The sequence below is a fragment of the Flavonifractor sp. DFI.6.63 genome, from assembly GCF_024462255.1.
GTDB classification, from domain to species: Bacteria; Bacillota; Clostridia; order Oscillospirales; family Oscillospiraceae; genus Lawsonibacter_A; species Lawsonibacter_A hominis.
Genome location: NZ_JANGBE010000014.1, coordinates 1 through 17,387 on the forward strand (window position 1 = coordinate 1; position 17,387 = coordinate 17,387).

The 17,387-nt window shown below is 62.7% G+C and carries 20 protein-coding genes; 9 read left to right on the forward strand and 11 right to left on the reverse strand.

Annotation, left to right across the window (positions count from 1 at the left end; translation table 11 throughout):
• A partial coding sequence (locus NE547_RS09035; RefSeq protein ID WP_256175590.1) for an ATP-binding protein occupies positions 1–134 on the forward strand: 134 nt, incomplete at its 5' end.
• 53 nt (positions 135–187) lie between these two features.
• Here the strand turns inward: NE547_RS09035 and NE547_RS09040 are convergent.
• The 7 genes from NE547_RS09040 to NE547_RS09070 form a co-directional block, all read right to left on the reverse strand.
• The gene (locus NE547_RS09040; RefSeq protein WP_256175524.1) at positions 188–1,270 is read right to left on the reverse strand and encodes a Xaa-Pro peptidase family protein; all 1,083 of its coding nucleotides are present in this window, start codon (positions 1,268–1,270) and stop codon (positions 188–190) included.
• A gap of 19 nt (positions 1,271–1,289) precedes the next feature.
• Positions 1,290–2,204 (reverse strand): phosphate acyltransferase, encoded by a 915-nt coding sequence (locus NE547_RS09045; protein ID WP_186906268.1) that lies wholly within the window; start codon positions 2,202–2,204, stop codon positions 1,290–1,292.
• 174 nt (positions 2,205–2,378) lie between these two features.
• Positions 2,379–3,344 carry a 3-hydroxyacyl-CoA dehydrogenase family protein gene (locus tag NE547_RS09050; protein WP_256175526.1) on the reverse strand — a complete coding sequence of 322 codons (966 nt, stop codon included), beginning with the start codon at positions 3,342–3,344 and terminating at the stop codon, positions 2,379–2,381.
• A gap of 4 nt (positions 3,345–3,348) precedes the next feature.
• Positions 3,349–4,485, reverse strand: a complete 1,137-nt coding sequence (buk, locus tag NE547_RS09055) for a butyrate kinase (RefSeq protein WP_256175528.1) — start codon at positions 4,483–4,485, stop codon at positions 3,349–3,351.
• An 11-nt stretch (positions 4,486–4,496) separates the two neighbouring features.
• Complete coding sequence (locus tag NE547_RS09060; protein ID WP_186906271.1) at positions 4,497–5,273, reverse strand: SDR family NAD(P)-dependent oxidoreductase; 777 nt, start codon at positions 5,271–5,273, stop codon at positions 4,497–4,499.
• A complete protein-coding gene (locus NE547_RS09065) occupies positions 5,270–5,938 on the reverse strand; it encodes an SDR family NAD(P)-dependent oxidoreductase (RefSeq protein WP_256175530.1) in 669 nt (222 codons plus the stop codon). The genes NE547_RS09060 and NE547_RS09065 overlap by 4 nt, the downstream gene beginning before the upstream one ends.
• A 15-nt stretch (positions 5,939–5,953) precedes the next feature.
• Positions 5,954–6,835 (reverse strand): 3-keto-5-aminohexanoate cleavage protein, encoded by an 882-nt coding sequence (locus NE547_RS09070; protein ID WP_186906273.1) that lies wholly within the window; start codon positions 6,833–6,835, stop codon positions 5,954–5,956.
• Positions 6,836–7,140: 305 nt separating this feature from the next.
• Between NE547_RS09070 and NE547_RS09075 the strand changes: the two genes are divergently transcribed.
• From NE547_RS09075 to NE547_RS09085, 3 genes are read left to right on the forward strand one after another with little or no spacing between them, the layout of a single operon-like run.
• Positions 7,141–8,298 carry a thiolase family protein gene (locus NE547_RS09075; protein WP_256175532.1) on the forward strand — a complete coding sequence of 386 codons (1,158 nt, stop codon included), beginning with the start codon at positions 7,141–7,143 and terminating at the stop codon, positions 8,296–8,298.
• A gap of 21 nt (positions 8,299–8,319) precedes the next feature.
• Positions 8,320–8,670, forward strand: coding sequence for a cupin domain-containing protein (locus NE547_RS09080; protein ID WP_186906275.1), 351 nt, complete (start codon positions 8,320–8,322; stop codon positions 8,668–8,670).
• Between the two features lie 19 nt (positions 8,671–8,689).
• Positions 8,690–9,469, forward strand: coding sequence for an SDR family NAD(P)-dependent oxidoreductase (locus NE547_RS09085; protein ID WP_186906276.1), 780 nt, complete (start codon positions 8,690–8,692; stop codon positions 9,467–9,469).
• Positions 9,470–9,620: 151 nt separating this feature from the next.
• Here NE547_RS09085 and NE547_RS09090 read toward each other — a convergent pair whose 3' ends face one another.
• From NE547_RS09090 to NE547_RS09100, 3 genes are read right to left on the reverse strand one after another with little or no spacing between them, the layout of a single operon-like run.
• Positions 9,621–9,983 (reverse strand): helix-turn-helix transcriptional regulator, encoded by a 363-nt coding sequence (locus tag NE547_RS09090; RefSeq protein WP_256175534.1) that lies wholly within the window; start codon positions 9,981–9,983, stop codon positions 9,621–9,623.
• Positions 9,955–11,601, reverse strand: coding sequence for a LuxR family transcriptional regulator (locus NE547_RS09095; RefSeq protein ID WP_256175535.1), 1,647 nt, complete (start codon positions 11,599–11,601; stop codon positions 9,955–9,957). The genes NE547_RS09090 and NE547_RS09095 overlap by 29 nt, the downstream gene beginning before the upstream one ends.
• 28 nt (positions 11,602–11,629) lie before the next feature.
• Complete coding sequence (locus NE547_RS09100; protein ID WP_256175537.1) at positions 11,630–13,015, reverse strand: extracellular solute-binding protein; 1,386 nt, start codon at positions 13,013–13,015, stop codon at positions 11,630–11,632.
• Positions 13,016–13,224: 209 nt separating this feature from the next.
• On the opposite strand from NE547_RS09100, the gene NE547_RS09105 reads away from it, so the two are divergent.
• The 5 genes from NE547_RS09105 (at position 13,225) to NE547_RS09125 (ending at position 16,163) form a co-directional block, all read left to right on the forward strand.
• Positions 13,225–13,374: a hypothetical protein gene (locus NE547_RS09105; RefSeq protein ID WP_186906280.1), complete on the forward strand. Its 150-nt coding sequence runs from the start codon at positions 13,225–13,227 to the stop codon at positions 13,372–13,374.
• Positions 13,361–13,666: a zinc-ribbon domain-containing protein gene (locus tag NE547_RS09110; RefSeq protein WP_186906281.1), complete on the forward strand. Its 306-nt coding sequence runs from the start codon at positions 13,361–13,363 to the stop codon at positions 13,664–13,666. The genes NE547_RS09105 and NE547_RS09110 overlap by 14 nt, the downstream gene beginning before the upstream one ends.
• A gap of 13 nt (positions 13,667–13,679) precedes the next feature.
• A complete protein-coding gene (locus NE547_RS09115; RefSeq protein WP_256175539.1) occupies positions 13,680–14,963 on the forward strand; it encodes a fibro-slime domain-containing protein in 1,284 nt (427 codons plus the stop codon).
• Between the two features lie 74 nt (positions 14,964–15,037).
• Positions 15,038–15,445 (forward strand): zinc-ribbon domain-containing protein, encoded by a 408-nt coding sequence (locus tag NE547_RS09120; RefSeq protein ID WP_186906283.1) that lies wholly within the window; start codon positions 15,038–15,040, stop codon positions 15,443–15,445.
• Positions 15,446–15,461: 16 nt separating this feature from the next.
• Positions 15,462–16,163, forward strand: a complete 702-nt coding sequence (locus NE547_RS09125; RefSeq protein WP_256175540.1) for a zinc ribbon domain-containing protein — start codon at positions 15,462–15,464, stop codon at positions 16,161–16,163.
• Between the two features lie 55 nt (positions 16,164–16,218).
• Here NE547_RS09125 and ftsZ read toward each other — a convergent pair whose 3' ends face one another.
• On the reverse strand, positions 16,219–17,334 hold the full coding sequence (gene ftsZ / locus NE547_RS09130; protein ID WP_186906285.1) for a cell division protein FtsZ: 1,116 nt from the start codon (positions 17,332–17,334) through the stop codon (positions 16,219–16,221).
• Positions 17,335–17,387: the final 53 nt, after the last annotated feature.

Here is a 17,387-nt window from a genome sequence, read left to right on the forward strand (position 1 = left end):
TCCTCGACCGTGTTCTGCACCACTGTACCGTCGTCAATATCAAGGGCGAGAGCTACCGGCTGAAAGAACGTAAAGAATATATGAAGCAGAAGCAGCACATTGTCAATACCCTCTTTGAGCAGGGACAAGCCTAATTTTTCTACATTCCCTCACCACTGTTTTCCTGCATTTTTTATCCGGCGAAAAACTACAATATTAAATCGGCGTTGACAGGGGTGTAAGGGCGGAAGAACTGGGGTGCCTCGTGGAGGGACAGGCCCAGGCCGTGGCCCAGGGCATAGCCCGCCACATCCAGCCAGTTCTCATATCCCCAGTACTTGGGGGACTGCGGCCAGCCCTTGACGATATCGGCGGTGGAGTTGCCCGCCTTGATCCCCTCCATGCCGTCGTACATCATCTTGCGGCAGTCCTCGTACACCTGCTTTTGGAGCGCGGTTGCCTCGCCGCAGACAAACGTGCGGTAATAGCAGGACTTATAGCCCATATACGAATTGCCGTTGATATCAATGCACACCACGTCGCCGGGGTTGATGGACCGGTCGGTGTAGTCGATGTGCAGAGGATTAGTGCGGGGACCGGAGGAGCAGACAAACTCCTGCACTTCGTCGGCGCCCAGCTCGTAGAGCTTTTTCATGCCAACGCCCACCAGATCGCACTCCCGCACGCCGGGAACCAGGGCCTTTTTGATCTCGTAGAACGCGGCGGTAGCGGAGTTACAGGCCATGCGCATGCAGGCGATCTCGTCCTCGTTCTTGATGACGCGGGCATCAAACATGGCCTCCTCGGCATGCTTGAAGCGAGTGATGCCCTTGCGCTTGAGGGCCTCGGTCATCATCAGCTCAGAGCAGCAGCCGTCAAAGCCGATGACGCCGTTCTTCTGGCCGTGCTCCTCTATGACGGGGACGATCTTGGACATGTGAGTCTCCAGCTCGTCCACGTTGCGGGCCCACTTCAGTCCTCCGGGGGGCGCCCAGATCTTGTCTTTGAGCCATGGCATCTCTTTGCGCAGCTCATAGCAGGAAAAGCTGGTGGTCAAAAAACAGTGAGGATCGCCGTTGATGGGCAGGACCACCATCTGGGCCTGGGGAAAGCGGCAGGGTACCGTGGCGTAGCCGCCGGTGATGTAACGGATGCTGTAGGCATCCCAGGTAATGAGCACGTCGATGCCGTGCTTGGCCATGACCTCCTTGGTGCGCTGGAGACGGTATTCCCGCATCCGCTCGAAGTTGATGCCGGCCAGACGGTCGTATGCCATTCTTCCGTAGGGCATGTTTCGTTCCTCCTTTTTGTCATTCGGCGCCGGCGTTGACGGCCGCCGCCAGGGTGATGCACATATATTTTGTCTCCGCCGAGGATGCACGGGAACTGAGAATGACGGGGACCTTTGTGCCTAAGATGAGTGAGCCTACCGGGATGCGGCAGGTCTGGGTGATGGCCTTGGTGGTCAGGTTGGCCGAGGTGAGTTCCGGAAAGACCAGCAGATCCGCGTCCCCGGCCACATCGCCGCCGAAGCCCTTGACCTTAGCGGCCTCCTTGTTGATCGCCACATCATAGGAGATGGGACCTTCCACCGTACAGCCGGGGATCTGGCCTTCCAGATTCATGCGCTTGAGTTCGGCGGCCTCCACGCTGTCCTGCATACGGGGATTGACGACCTCTACCGAAGCCAGTACGCCCACCTTGATGTTCTCATAGCCCATGGCTGTCATGGTCTGTACCGCGTTCTCGATGATCTGACGCTTCTCATCCAGGGTAGGATGCATACAGATGCCCGCGTCGGTGAAGGCAATGAGCTTATGATAGTGGGGCAGCTCCCGGATGGAGAGCATGGACACCAGGTTTCCGGTACGCAGCTGGTTTTCCCGCTTCAGGATGGCGTGCATGAACTGGGCTGTTTTAATGAGTCCTTTCATGATGCAGTCCGCCTGTCCCGCGTTGACCAGATCCACCGCCCTCTGGGCCGCAGCCTCATGGTTGGGCTCATGGCAGATGGTCACGTCGCTCTTATCATAGTAGTGGTCGGCCAGCAGTTCGGAGATGATCTCCTCATCCCCGATGAGGATGGGTTCGATCAGTCCTTCCCGGCCCGCCCGCAGGACGGCCTCCATCGTGTACTCGTCCTCTGCCGAGACCACTGCGCAGCGGGCCTTCTGCTTGCGCTGCATCGCCCGCTGGGTAAGCTGAGAAAATTTCGTATAAGTCATGGGGCCGCCTCCTGTTCGGATCGTCGTCTTATTTTGAATGCAGGATCTATGCCAAGTTTTTTATGGGAAGCGGTGCGGTTTTTCAGGCCTTCTTGCGCTTTTCCCGCCGCCAGTGATGCCGATCGGCATCACTGGCGTTCACTTTCCGCAACACCGTCCGGTTTGTTTCTGCGTTCAGAGCTTATGATGAAGCTTCAGGATCTCCAGCAGCATCTCGTCCCGGTAGCGGGCCAAAGATTCGTTGGTATTTCCGAGCTGCGCGGGCCGCCTGGCCATGGCCTCCTCCACCCCGGCCTGGGCCATATCCGGCCAGTCCTCGGGGTAAGTCGTCCAGCGGGCCATATCCTCCAGCCAGGACTTTTTGTTCTTGCCCCCGCCCACGTTGGCATACAGGCCCTTGATGCCCTTGGGATTGCCCAGCTGATAGAGCAGGTTCTGTCCCATAATGGCCCAGCGGATGCCAGGCCCGAAGGTAAGGGCCTTGTCCGCGTCCTCCACCGAGCACACGCCCCGTACCACCAGGTCGATGATCTCACGGGCCACCGCCGTCTGGATGCGGTTTGCGATGAAGCCGGGCACCTCCTGATGCAGCACCACCGGCTCCTTGCCCAGCTGGGTATAAAACTGCCGCGCGGTCTCCACCGCCGCTTCGCTGCCTGCGGGACCGACCAGTTCCACCAGGGGGATCAGATGGGGCGGGTTGTAGGGATGGGCGCCGATGCAGCGTTCGGGGTATTGAGACAGCTTTGCGATCTCGCTGATAAGCAGCCCGGAGGTGCTGCTGGCGTAAATGACCCGGTCTCCCGCAAATTCGTCTACCTGTGCCAGCACCGCCTGCTTAATCTCGTACCGCTCAGGCACCGACTCCTGCACCAGCTGCACGCCGCAAAGGGCCTCCTCCATGGAGGTAGTACAGCGGACCCGGTCCAAGGCCTGGCCGGCCGCCTCCCGGGTCATGCACGCTTTCTCCACCAGGAAGGCCAGGTTGTCGGCCACCTTTTGACGTCCGGATGCCAGCTGTTCGTCACTGATATCGTACAGCACCGCCTCGTAGCCCTTCATGACGAAATTGGTGCACCAGCTTGCACCGATGACCCCGGTACCCAGGCATGCGATCCTCTGGATCTCCTGCGTTTTCATAGTCTCACTCCTCCTCTGTTTTGCGGCAGTCCGCCAGGAATGCCTCCAGAGTGTCGTATCCCGGCGGGAGCCAGGTATAGCGGTTGGCCCGCTCCTCGCCCCGGAGCACCCGCGCTCCGCCTTGGGCCAGGGCCAGCATCTCCCGCTCGCCGGGGATGACCACTACCGGCGCCAGAAACTCCACCTGCTCCGTTACCCAGTTGGTAAGTCGTTTGGACCAGGCCAGACCTCCGGTGAGGATAATGCGGTCCAGCCTGCCGCTCTGCACCACTGAAAGTTCCCCAATGCCTTTGGCGATCTGGTAAGCCATATACCAGAACACGTCCCGGGCCTTTTGATCCCCGGCGTCGATCAGCGCCTCCACATCCCGGGCGTCGTTGACGCCGAACCAGGCTACCAGACCGCCCCTGCCCCGCATTTTATTGGCCACCTCCGCCTTGGTATATTGACCGGAATAGCATAGTTCGATCACGTCGGTGACCGGGATGCGTCCCGCTCGCTGGGGGGACATGGGACCTGCATCGTCCAGCAGGGTGTCCACCATCCGTCCGCCGGAATGGAAGGCCATGGTGATGCCGCCTCCCAGATGGGCCACGATGAAGTTGCACTCCTCATAGGCCTTTCCCAGGCTTTTGGCCACTTGGCGGGCCACCATTTTGGAGTTGAGGCAGTGAGAGGTAACGAAGCGGCGGCACTCAGGCAGGCCGGTGTAGTGCATGATCTCGTCGGCGTCGTCTGCCGAGGGCGCGTCATAGAAAATAGCGGGCACACCGCTCTCCCGGGAGAGCTGGTAAGCAATGATGGCCGCCAGGCTGGACACGTGCTGGGAGCGGGGCCGGTAGCGCAGCATGGCGTCCACGTGGGCGTCGATCACGTAGGCTCCGCTGTGTACGCCATGGATGGAGCCGCCCCGGGCCACGATCAGGTCCAGGGTAGACAGATCCAGTTCCGCCCCCCGGATAAAGTCCCGGATGGAGGCCATGCGGATGTCCAGCTGCTGGATCATCCGCGTACAGTCTGCGATGTCCTCCGCCCGGATGACCAACTCCTGCTTGAGCACCTCCGTCTCATCCTCAAAAAGGGCCAGTTTGGTGGAGGTGGAGCCGGGGTTGATGGTCAAAATTCTCTTTTTCTCTGCCATGGGGTCCCTCCTCATGGGTGCTGCTTCCAGGACCAGGCCGGATCCTGAACGATGCATTTTCCGCCGGTAATCTCCAGAACCTGCCCGGTCACGCCCCGGGCCAGGTCTGAGGCCAGAAAGACCATGCCCGCCGCAATCTCGGCGGGCTCGCCCAGACGCTGCATCACGCTGCTGCCACCCAGCACGTTGATATCTTTCAGGTGACGGTTGTTTTGGGTAACCATGTCCGTCCGGATCATGCCGGGTGCCACAGCGTTGACCCGGATGCCCCGGCCGGACAATTCCCGGGCCAGCAGTCTGGTGTACATGCTCACGCCCGCTTTGGTCACGCCGTAGATACTGCGCACGGTGGAGGTAATGCGTCCGCCCAGGGAAGAGGTGTTCAGGATACAGCCTCCCCGCCCCGTCAGATAGGGGATCGCCAAATTGCAGCAGGAGATGACCGCCTTCAGATTCACGTTCACCACCTTGTCCCACTGTTCATCCGGCATAGTGGTAAAGCCGCAGGGGTTGCCCACACCGGCGTTGTTGACCATCACATCCACGCCGCCAAAGCGTTCCTGCACGCGGTCCAACAGCGCGCACATCTGCTCGGAGCAGGTCACGTCGGCCGCAAAGCCGAACTGATTGGGATCGTTCCGGCTGTTTACCTGGTCGATCATGTCCTGTCGGAAGTCGCATACCGTGACCCGGCAGCCCTCGGCCAGGAATGCCTCCGCCGCCGCCTTTCCGATCCCGGAGGTCCCTCCGGTCACCACCACACTCTTTCCCGCAAGCCCGGTATTCATGCTTCCACCTCCCGTACGTCTGTGTTCCCGGCCTCCAGCAGTGTGCCGGTACAATAGGAAGCCGCCTGGGAGGCCAGAAACAGCACCGCCCTAGCCAGGTCAGACACGCCGCCGCCCAGCGCCGCCGCGTTGACCCGGATGCGCCGGCTCGCCAACTCGGAGGCCAGCGTCTTGGTCATAGACTCCACACCTGCGGCACAGACCGCCGCCACCCCCTCCAAAGGGCCCGGCCGGTGCAGGGCGGAATCGGTCAGCAGCACGACGGCGGGGTCCTGTGCGCGCTCCAGGTAAGGCAGCGCCGCTAGGACCGCCTTCCAGTCGGTCCGCAGGGTCTCGGCAAAGGCACAGCTCCACTCCTCCGGCGTTACTTCCGTGAGCGGCTTGCGCACTGGTGCAGAGCGCCCGTTGCATACCATCACGTGGATGGCCCCCATGCGTTCTCCCGCTGCGGCAACAAACGCCGTAAGCGCGTCATCGTCCGTCAGCGGCAGCTTTTCCGTATGGATGCTCAGCGCTTCCTTCCAGGCCAGCGTCTCCAGCTCGCCCAGATGCTCGCCGCAGACGAACACGTCGGCCCCTTCCCTTGCCAGGGCCAGAGCCACCGCCTGTCCCGCCGGGTCGCCTCCTGCCACCACTGCGGTCTTACCATGAAAATCCGCGTTCATATCGTCCACTCCCTTTTACAGTCCCAGAGCGGCCCGGACGGCTGGGCCGTCAAAGGCGGGAATGCCCAGCATCGCGCGGGCCTCGGCAGGCGTCGCAGGCCGGTTGCCGTAGGCCCTTACAGCGGCAACGGCCCGCTCCACCAGCATGTGGTTGGTGGCCAGAATTTTTTTGCCGCTTTCGTCCACACCGAAGACCACATTGTCCTCCATGCCCACCCGGATGTGCCCGCCCAGAGCCAGTGCCGCAAACAGGATGGGCATATGCCCCCTGCCTACGCCGAATGCCGACCAGGTGGACCCGGCGGGGATATGGGTAACCAGATATTGAAGATGTTCCACGGTGGCGCTCATGCCTCCGGGCACACCCAGACAGAACTGGTAGTGGCAGGGTGTAGGCAGATGGCCCTTTTTCACAAAGTGCTCGGTGATGCCCAGCATCCCCGTGTCAAAGATCTCGATTTCCGGCTTGATGCCCCGCTCCATATACAGGTCGCCCAGCTTCTCCAGAAACTGCGGCGTGTTCAAAAAGACGCCGGCAGGCATCCAGTTGAAGGTGCCTGCGTCGTAAGAGCCCATTTCGATCCCGGGCAATTCCCTGTGGTGCGCCATCCGCTCTTCGTCTGTGGCAGGGTGGGCCTTGGAGGCCCCCGAGGAGGTGCAGTTGATGATGATGTCGCAGTCCTCGTGGGCACGGATCCGGCGGATGGTCTCCCGGAAGCGCTCCTGATCCATGGCTCCCAACCCGTCGGGGGCGCGCATATGCAGGTGCACCACGGCGGCCCCCAGCTTCCAGGCGTCATAGGCCTCGTCGGCGATCTGCTGAGGCGTCTCTGGAATTTTGTAGCCCGCAGGGGTAACCGCCCCGGTGAGGGCGGCGGTAATAATGGTCTTTGCCATGCGGTATTCTCCTTTCGCTTGCGTTCTGTCTTTTTCTTGTGCAAAATTCATGCCAACTTATTTTTTTCCGGTGTATTACCCGGATTTCCCCGTCATCCGGCCCGGTACGCCCCTCCGGTTCCCTCCGTCCTTCCGCTCCGGGTGTTCACTTTCAGCATCACCCGTCGCAGATCGGCAACATACCGCCCCCCGTTTCGCCCGTTTTCCCTCCTTCCCGCCCTCTTTTTTTTGGCACGCCGTTTGCATAAGTTCCTTTCGGAAGACTTATCGAACGCTTTGTTTTCCAAAATCTAAGGAGGAATTTTATGTCCAAACAAGCAGTGATCGTAGCATACGGCCGTTCTGCCGTATGCCGTGCCAAGAAAGGGGCCCTGGCCCGCTCTCACCCCATCGACTGGTCGGCTCAGGTGCTCTGCGGCGTTCTGGACCGGGTCCCGGAGCTGGATCCCGGTGAGATCGCCGACGTGATCGTGGGCTGTGCCATGCCGGTACGGGGGCTCAACCTCAACGCGGCCCGTCTCATCACCCAGCGCGCCGGTCTGCCGGACAGCGTATGCGGCCAGACCGTCAACCGCTTCTGCGCCTCCGGGCTCCAGTCCATTGCCACCTGCGCCAACGCCATTACCGCCGGGCAGGAGACGGTCATGGTCGCCGGCGGCGTGGAGGATATGAGCCATACCTTTAAAACCGCCGATCCGGCCGACCGGAATCCCTGGCTGGCGGAACACAACGAGGGGGCCTATATGGGCATGGGCTTCACCGCGGAAAACGTGGCGGCCAAATACGGCATCACCCGCCCCGAAATGGAGCGTCTGGCGCTGGAAAGTCACCGGAAAGCAGCCGCCGCGCAGGACGCCGGCGGATTGAACCGCTCCATTATCCCTGTCACCGTCCCCGGGGCGGAGGGCGGCACGGAGACCGTCACTCTGGACGAGGGGATCCGCCGGAATACCACGCTGGAGGGCCTGGCCTCCCTGAAGCCCTGCTTCCGGGAGGACGGCGCGGTCACCGCCGCCACCTCTTCCCAGACCAGCGACGGCGCGGCTTTCGCCGTTCTCATGAGCGAGGACAAAGCCGCCGCGCTGGGGATCAAGCCCCTGGCCCGGATGCGCTCCTTTGCCACCGGCGGCTGCGATGCCCGCTATATGGGCCTCGGCCCCATCTACGCCGTGCCCAAAGCCCTGGCGCGTGCGGAACTGACCATGGACGACCTGGATGTGATCGAGCTCAACGAGGCCTTCGCCGCCCAGGCCCTGGCCTGTATCCGGGATCTGGCGCTTCCTGTGGAAAAAGTCAATCCCTGGGGCGGTGCCATGGCGTTGGGTCATCCCATGGGCGCCACCGGCATCTTTCTCACTTCCAAAGCGCTGGACTACCTGCGTCTGAACGGCGGGCGCTATGCGCTGGTCACCATGTGCATCGGCGGCGGTATGGGCGCGGCCGCCGTGTTCGAATTGCTGTAAGCCGCAAAGGAGGAAGCTATCATGAGTTATAAGGTTACCCGCCGTTCGGAAGCCGTGGCTTACGAGGCTCCGGGCCATTACGACATGCGTCCCACCCGCCTGCACAATCCCGGCGATGTAAACGATGGCCGCATCACCGTGGGGCTGAGTCATTTTTTGCCCGGCGGCGGCTGCCATTTCGGGTCCAACGCGCTGGAATCCATCTATTATGTTCTTGCGGGCGAAATGGATCTGACGACCGACGACGGCACCACCACCCTGCACGCCGGAGACTCCTTCCACTGTGGGCCCGGCACCCAAAAGGCCATCCAAAACAACGGCCCGGTCAGCTGCCAGATGCTGGTTATTCTGACCCGGCCGGAACAGGCATAACGAAAAGGAGGAAGTTATCATGAATATTTCCGAGCATCTTTTTGATCTCACTGGAAAAAACGCCGTGGTGGTTGGCGGCGCGGGCGGCATCGGCCAGGCCATTGCCCAGGGTCTGGCCGTCTATGGAGCCCGCGTGGCCATTGCCAGCCGCAGGGAAGAAAGTCTGAAACGCGCCCAGCAGGAGATTTTGGAGAGCAGCGGCAAGCAGGTGTGCTACTACACCGTGGACGCGGGAGACGAAGACAGCGTAATCGCCCTGCTGAACGCCGCCCTGGCTGAATTCGGCGAGGTGGATATCCTGGTCAACGCCCAGGGCTTCAATCAGAAATTTCCCGCCACGGAGTTTCCCATGGACGTGTGGGACCAGATGTTCAGCGTCAATGTCCGAAGCTTGATGCTCACCTGCAAGCATTTCGGCGCTCATATGAAGCAAAACGGCAGCGGCAAGATCATCAATCTCTCCTCCGTCCGGGGCGTCCGTGCCTGCGGCGGCGGCAACACCGGCTACGGTGCCACCAAGGGCGCGGTGGATATGATGACACGTATGCTGGCCAAGGAGCTTGGGCCCGAGGTCTGCGTCAACGCCATCGGCCCCACGATCACCTATACCCCCATGATGGTCGGCGTCCTTCCCGCCGACCCGCAGGAGCGGGCAGCCAAGGCGGCCAATATGCCGCTCAAGCGCATCGGCGAACCGGAAGACTGCGCCGGACCCGCCGTATTTCTGGCCTCTGCCGCCTCTGATTTCATGAGCGGGCAGATCCTCTACCCCGACGGCGGCCTGACCGCCATGGGCTGATTGTCCGCCGGTGTCTCTGAGAACCGGAAACAGGGCCCGCTGCAAAGCAGCGGGCCCTGTTTCCATGCTTCTCCGCGCGTCACGCCAACGCGCTCCTTACAACCCAAAACCGGCCGTGCCGCGTGAAACCACGCGGCACGGCCGGTTTTGGCTACAGGCGCTCCGCCTCAATGGTACAGAGGAAATCCGCCACCGCCTGGAGCTCCCGTTCGCTCAGCCGCCCGATCCGCCGGATGGTATCGGCCTGGAGCGCCGCGTCGGCGGCCGGCGGATCGGGACGGCGCCCGGTTCGCACCCATTCCGCCGGGCATCCATACACATGCTCGATCAAAAGCGCCAGCGGCTCCGAGACGGTCTCCTTTCGTCCGCTGGTCAGCAGGTAAACATAATTGGCGCTGATCCCCAAACTGCGGGCAAACTCCGCCTGCTTGAGGCCGCAGGTGTCCAGCAGCCACCGGATGCGGTGCGCCAGCGTCCAGTACTCGTTATCCGGTAGCATCTTTCCTTCCAGCATGGGCCTGCTTCGCCTCCTCCATCATCTGGATGTATACCAGAAGCTCTTTTCGGCTGGTCACGTTGAGCTTCATGTAGATGCGGCGGTTATGGGTCTTGATGGTATTGATGGACAAGCACAGAATCGCCGCGATCTCCCGCGCCGTGTGTCCTTGCAGATACAGATCAAAGACCGCCCGCTCGGCGGCGGAAAGGGTCTGGATATTCTCCACAAAGGTGCGGTAGAGGGCCGACTGTTCCGGCGGAGGGGCATAGGCGGGCACGGCGGTCTCGTCCTGCCGGAAGAGAAATTCCAGCAGGTCGTCGATCTCCGGAATCCTGGTGCGCTGGGCGGTGCGGCCGCCCCCCTCCTTGATCTGCCGGAAGGCCTCCGCCATTGGGCGCAGGTACCGGCGGCTGAGCACGGCCGCTCCCACGTAGCTGCACACCAGCAGCGCCAGCAGTCCCAGTACCAGCACCCGGTTTTGGTCCGTAAGCCGGGCGGCCAGGGCTTCCCCCGGCATCATCAGCGTGAGCATCCACTGCTCTCCGGCATAGGCCGAGTCCTTGGGATAGAGCTCCACCGCCCGGTGCAGCCCTGCGTAGGTCCCGGCACCCGGCTGCTGGTAGGTATGAATCCCGCCCGTGTCCAGCTTTATCTCCAGGGGCTGCTCCGTCATATCCCCGGGGTAGACCGCATAGCTGCCGGCATACAGCGCCCCTTCCGCGGACAGGCGTCCCTCCTCCACCGGGGAAAGCATGCAGAAAAGGTATTCAAACCGGCTGTTGTCCGGGGCGTAAGACAGCTTGAAGAGCATTTGGCTCACTTCAAATCCGCACACCCCCATCACCGTACCGTCGGAAGCCGTCAGCGGGAGCGTGCAGAGCATGACGGACTCGCTGCTGCCGGGTAAGATGACGCTGCGGTTCCAGCGATACAGCCGGGAGACCGGCCGTTCCGGCCGGCTCCGCGCCATCTCAAGGGTCGTTTGATACCAGTCCGCTCCGCTCACGTCGCACTCCATCCGCCATTGAGGCAGGATGTACATGCCGTTTTCCCGCGCGATGGACATGGGACCGATCATATAGCGCAGATTGGCCGCGGTGTTGCTGACGATATTGGGCTCCATATTTTTGAGATAGAGCCCCGCCCGCGACTGCTGCGCATCCGGCAGGTCGGGATTCACCGTGGCGTCCAGTACCAGAAAGACGCCGCTGGCCCGGGTCTTTTCCAGGGCGCCGGTCAGGTGGGGCAGCGTCTCCTCCAACAGGGCGTTCAGCAGCTCCGGCTCCTCCGCCAGCGCCGCGGGTGGCACCTTCTGGGCCGCCAGCCGCCGTTCCAGGGTCTGGCTCAGGGTCTCCGCCAGGTCCACCCCCCGCACGGAGATATCCCCAAATTCCTGGTAGGCCGCCTGGGCACGGTAGGACAGCTCCTGCTCCAGCGTCTGCCGGACCTGCTGCTCCCCCGCGTGGAACGCCCCGGTTCCCATCAGCAGGATCAGTACCCCTGTGACGATGGCGGCGCAGAAGAGCATCAACAGCCCGAACAGGCGCATGCGCATGGAAATGCCGTCCCGTCCCGCGTTGCGGAACGCCCGGAGGTAGAGTCTTCCCGTTTCCAGCAGTCCGCTGCCGGGCATACCGCGCTCCCCCTCTCTCACGTCTGCCTCACCAGGCCGAGCGGAAGGCTTCCAGCCGCCCCGCCGCGGCCTGCCGGTAAGCCTCCTCCTCTGCCGCTCCGCCTTCCAGCAGGGACAGGTACTCCTGCCGCGCCTCGGACGCCGCGGTCTGGAGCTTCTCCGCATAAGCGCTGCTGACGGCGTTGAAGGCGTCGAATACCGGGGGCACGTAAAACCGGTACGCCTCGTATACCGTCATGGCGGCACGCAGCAGCTTCTGGATGTTCACGTTCTCGTTGGCGGCGATCTCCTGTTCCATGCGCTCTTCAAAGGCGGAGCGGGTCACCGGAAGATAGCCGGTGGAGGCTACGAAGCGCATGTTCTGCTCCGGCGCGGTGAACCACTTCAGGAAAACGGCCGCCGCCTGTTCCTTCTCTGGGGTGGAGCGGGCTACCACCAGGCCGTTGCCCCGCTGTATGGCGATCTTCTCCCCGCCCTGAAACGTGGGGAACGGCAGCACGGTATACTCCACCTGCTCGGTGGTATTGTCGGGATAGGTGATCTCTTCCCCGTAAAAGAGAATGCCCGCGGTGGAGCCGGTGGAGCAGACGATCTCCCCGGTCTTGGACAGGTCGGAGGAATAGCCGTCATAGATGGCATAGCCGCCCCTCACCGCAGGCTCAAAGACCGCTTCCCATATCCGGCGGTAGCAGTCGCTGTCCAGCGCCAGGGCCTCCCCCGCGAATAGGGATCCCCCCATCTGTTCCATCCCGACCTGCGCCAGGTTGAACAGGGAGTCCGCGGTATAAAAGCTCTTGCCGTCCTCCGGCGTGTCCGGGGTCAAGCCGTCGGTCCAGTCGTAATAGGCCGTCGAGGCCGCCGCAATGCCCTCGAAAGTGGAAAGGCTGTCCAGACCGATCCCCGTAGCCTCGGAAAAGCGGTCGAACAGGGTCTGATTGACAAAGAGCACCTCGGTGGATTTGGCGAAGGGGAAGACATAGAGCTGTCCGTCGGACAGTCGTCCCTCCTCTACAAAACGGGGCAGGTAGGCGTCCAGCTCCGCCTGGGTGAATTGCCCGTCCAGCGGCGCCAGCAGCTCCCGCTCCTGAAGCAGGGCGGCGGTGGCGGGATAGCAGGTGGCGATATCGGGCATCTCGGGCGCACCCGGGTCTCCGTCGGCGATCATGGTCAGCTTCTCCTGCACCGCCGATGAGCCGGAGATGGAGGTGACGCTGAGAATGATGCCCTTCTCCTTCCCCATGGTACCGTTGAATTCGTCTACCAGGGTGTCCATCGTGGCCTGCATCTGACCGCCAAAATTGTGCCACAGGGTCAACGTCACAGGATGCCTGGGGTTCAGCCCCGTCTCCGCTGTGCAGCCGGAGAGTCCTGCGGCCAGCAGCGCCGCACAGAAGATCGCCCAAATTCGCTTCATACCCGACCTCCCCTAAAAATCACCCGGAAAATCGTCCCGCCGGGCGGCAAAATCACCCCAGGGATGATTACAAACCGTCTCCCATCCTGTACAATCAAATACAGGGATCCCGGACACTCCGCTCTTCGTGTCGGTCCTATTGTACTATCTACATCTAACTAAGTCAAATGTTTTACCGTTTTTTTACCGAACTTCAGGAGGTGAAACGAATGGAACCGGACCGTGTGCGGCGCGAACGGCTGGAGGAGCTCACCCGGGCGATCCGGCAGCTGGACCCGGAGGAGCTGCGCCGGCTGCGGGATTTTGTGGCCGGGCTGGAGGCGGCCCGGCGGAAGGAGGCGGAGGATGACGGCTACTAGCGCCCCCCCGCGCGCCTGCTCTATCTGCGGCTGGAGCTGTCCGGACCTGTCTCCGGCGGAAGCCCGTCTGCGCTTCAACCGCTGCTCCCGCTGCGGCGCCTGGGTGTGCGACGCCCACTTCAACGAGAACCGGGGCCTGTGTGTGCGCTGCGCCCCGCGTATCTGCCGCCACTGCGGCCGTCCCGTCCTCCCAGGCAGTCAATTTTGTACTGTATGCGGCGCACCTCAATTTGAACCGCAGCACCACAGCGGCCCAAACCGCACGGCTGACCCCACTCAAGCGGATCTGTGAAAGGAGCACCCTCATGAAAAAGCGAATGATCTCTCTGCTGCCGGCACTTGCGCTCTTCCTTTCCCTGCTGCCCTGTACGGCGCTGGCGTCCGAGCCGGTCGCCCTGAACGTCACGGTACGCGACTTCAACGAGGACGGCGTACTTTTTGAAGGGACGATCGACTCCAGCTCCGGTCTGGTCCAGACGACCCTGGGCGCGGACAAAAAGCCTGTGTACGAGCTGTCTCTGTGGCAGTCGCTCTACGGCGAAAGCGTCACCCAAAGCGCCCTCAACGCGTTTTTCAACGATACCCCCGGCGTAAACCAGTCCACCCCCAAAACCCTTACCATGAAGCCGGACGGGGAAGGCTATTGGGTCATCGACTCCTCCCTGACCGCCGACGGCGCTCCATCCGACGGGTTTTTCCCCATTGACGGCGCGCTCTTCGGCAACCAGGGCAACGAACACAACTATCACTTCTCCGTAGAGATCCACACCCGTTTCAAATATGTCTCCGGCGCGCGCTTTACGTTCCATGGCGACGATGATGTGTGGGTGTTCTTTAACGACCAGCTGGTGATCGACCTGGGCGGCGTCCACAGCGCCGAGAGCGCCGAGATCGCGCTGGACGAACTGGCGGGAACGCTGGGCATCCGGCCCGGCGATGTGGTGGACTTCGATATGTTTTACATGGAGCGCCACCAGACCGGCTCCAACCTCTACCTGCGGACCAACTTCGAATTTCTGAACCTGGACGCCTCCCAGTGGGCGCTGGCGGAGCTGGCGCAGGCCGACGCGCTGGGCCTCATCCCCGACGTGCTGCGGGGCGCGGATCTGACCGCTCCCATCACCCGGGCGGAATTTGCCGCCGTGGCGGTAAAGACCTACGAGGCCCTCTCCGGCGAGGCCGCCAGCCTCCCCGCCGTCAGCCCCTTCAGCGACTGCAGCCATCCGGAAGTGCTGAAAGCCTACCAGCTGGGCATCACCACCGGTACCGGGGACGGCACCACCTTCTCCCCCCGCGTGCTGCTCAACCGGGAACAGGCGGCCGCCATGCTGACCCGGGTATACCGCGTCTTCTCCGGCAGCGAAGCGCCGGCCTATTCCATGCCGGAGCGCTTCTCCGACGACGCGCAGATCTCGAGCTGGGCCTATGACTCGGTCTATTTTATGGCGGCCCACGGCATCCTCCAGGGAAGCTCCGGCAAATTCATGCCGCGGGCCGTCACCAGCGCCGAGGCGGCGGTGGGCTACGCCCAGGCCACACGGGAGCAGGCGCTGCTCATCGCGGTGCGCATGGTGGAGCAGCTGGGGTAACGCATTGGCTGGGACCGCCAGAGGCGGACGCCCGGCGGCAGGCACTTCAATTCTGAACAGGAGGGGAACCTAATATGGCATTCTTCGACAAACTGGGCGATCTTGCCAAAAACATTGGGGACAAGACCACCGACGCTATCGAGACCGGTAAGCTCAACAGCAAAATCGGCAGCGAAACGGCCGCCGCCGCGGCACAGCTGCAAAAGGTAGGCGAGTTTTACTATGCCAAATTCGCCGCCGGGGAGCAAGTATCCCCTGAGGCGCTGGAATTCTGTCAGGCCGCCGCCGCCCACTATGCCGCCGCCGAAAAGGCACAGGCGGAGATCGACCGCATCCGCGCGGAGAACGACGCGGCCCGAGCGGCCTCTTCCGCTGTGGCGGCTCCCCCACGCTCCGCCGCCGGCCCGGCCTGTACGAGCTGCGGCGCCGTCAACGCCCCTGGCACCCGCTTCTGCGGCTCCTGCGGAGCAAAGCTGCGTTAGAAAGGAGCGTCACGTCATGAGTTTTTTGGGACGCGAGATCCAGCGCGGCATCAGCCGCGGGATCGGCCGCGGCATCGGCCAGGCCCTTGGAAACGCCGTGGAGCAAGCCGTCGCCCCCGCTGCCAACCAGGTGGCCCGGCAGACGGTGGCTCCGGCGGCGAATCAAGCCGCCCAGAGCATCAACCAGACGGTCCAGGAGCTGGACCTGGCTGCAGCCCGGGCGCAGCAGGTCCAGGACCCGCCTGCCGCCGGGCGGGAGACGTCCGCCCCCGCAGCCCCGCCGGGCAGTTCCCTGGGCAGTCTGTTCGCCAACCTGCAGGGGGCGGTCCAGAGCGCCGCCAATGAGGCGTCCAAAAACTGGAAGCTCTGCCCCGCCTGCGGAGAACCCGCCGGAGCGGACAAGACCTTCTGTCCTTCCTGCGGGGCGCTCCTGCCTGAGCAGACGGCAGCCGAACGCGCGCGCTGCCCCGCCTGCGGACTGCAAAATGATGTGGGCACCAAGTTCTGCGCCGGGTGCGGCGCCAAACTGCCGGAGCCGGGCCCTGCGGAGTCCTCCCGCTGCCCCGCGTGCGGAGAATCCGCGGACGCCGACGCCAAATTTTGCCCCAACTGCGGAGAACGCCTGAACACCGCTGTCCCACGCTGCTGTGCCAGCTGTGGGGAAATGCTCCCCGCCAGGGTACGCTTTTGTCCCTCCTGCGGGACTCAGGCTGGCTGATCCCGAATACCGAACAGCGGCCCGTCCTTTTGGACGGGCCGCTGAGCTTGTCTCTCTATTTGTTGCGATTGAAAATCTTGAAGATATCGTCGAAGGGATCCTCGTCCAGCGGCTCAGGGGGCTTGACAGGCGCGCCCTCGGCCCGCTTTTCTCCGGCGCCCTCCGTCTTTTTGTCCCGGGCGGCGGTAAAAGGGGCGTCCGGCATGGAACCGGCTGCCTCTTCAAAGCCGGTCGCGATGACGGTGACCCGGATCTCGTCCTCCAGCGTCTCGTCAAAGGCGGCGCCGAAGATGATGAGCGCGTCGGGGTGGGCGGCCTGCTGCACCAGGTTGGCGGCGGTCTCCACCTCCTCCAGGCCGATATCCATGGAGCCGGTGACATTGACCAGCACGCCCTTGGCGCCGTTGATGGAGGTCTCCAGCAGGGGGCTGGAGATGGCCATCTTGGCGGCCTCCTCCGCCTTGTTCTTTCCGGCGGCCCGGCCCACGCCCATGTGGGCCATACCCGCGTTCTGCATCACGGCGGTCACGTCGGCAAAGTCCAGATTGATAAAGCCGGTGTTCTTGATCAGGTCGGAGATCGACTGCACCGCTTGGCGGAGCACGTCGTCGGCAATCTCAAAGGCGTTGGCAAAGGTGATCTTCTGGTCGGTAGCAAACTTCAGCCGCTCGTTGGGGATGATGACCAAACTGTCCACCCGGGTACGCAGATCTTCAATACCCTTCTCGGCCTGGAGCATGCGGCGGCGGCCCTCAAAGTTGAAGGGCTTGGTCACCACGCCCACGGTAAGGATACCCATCTCCTTGGCGATGTCCGCCACGATGGGAGCCGCGCCGGTGCCGGTGCCGCCGCCCATACCGGCGGTGATAAACACCATATCCGCGTCCTCCAGAGCCTTGGAGACGGCGGAGCGGCTTTCCTCGGCGGACTTGCGGCCCACCTCCGGATCGCTGCCCGCACCCTGGCCGCCGGTGAGCTTTTCTCCGATCTGGATCTTAAAGGTCGCGCTGGAAACGGCAAGCGCCTGCTTGTCCGTGTTCACAGCGATGAAGTCCACGCCCTTGGTGCCGGATTTCACCATCCGGTTGACTACGTTGTTGCCGCCGCCGCCGACACCGATCACCTTGATCGTGACCACATTGTCGGGACCGGTGTCCAGTCCAAACGCCATAACTGCTCCTCCTATGTAAAACGAATTCGTTGTCTCTCTCTGCAAAAAACGAC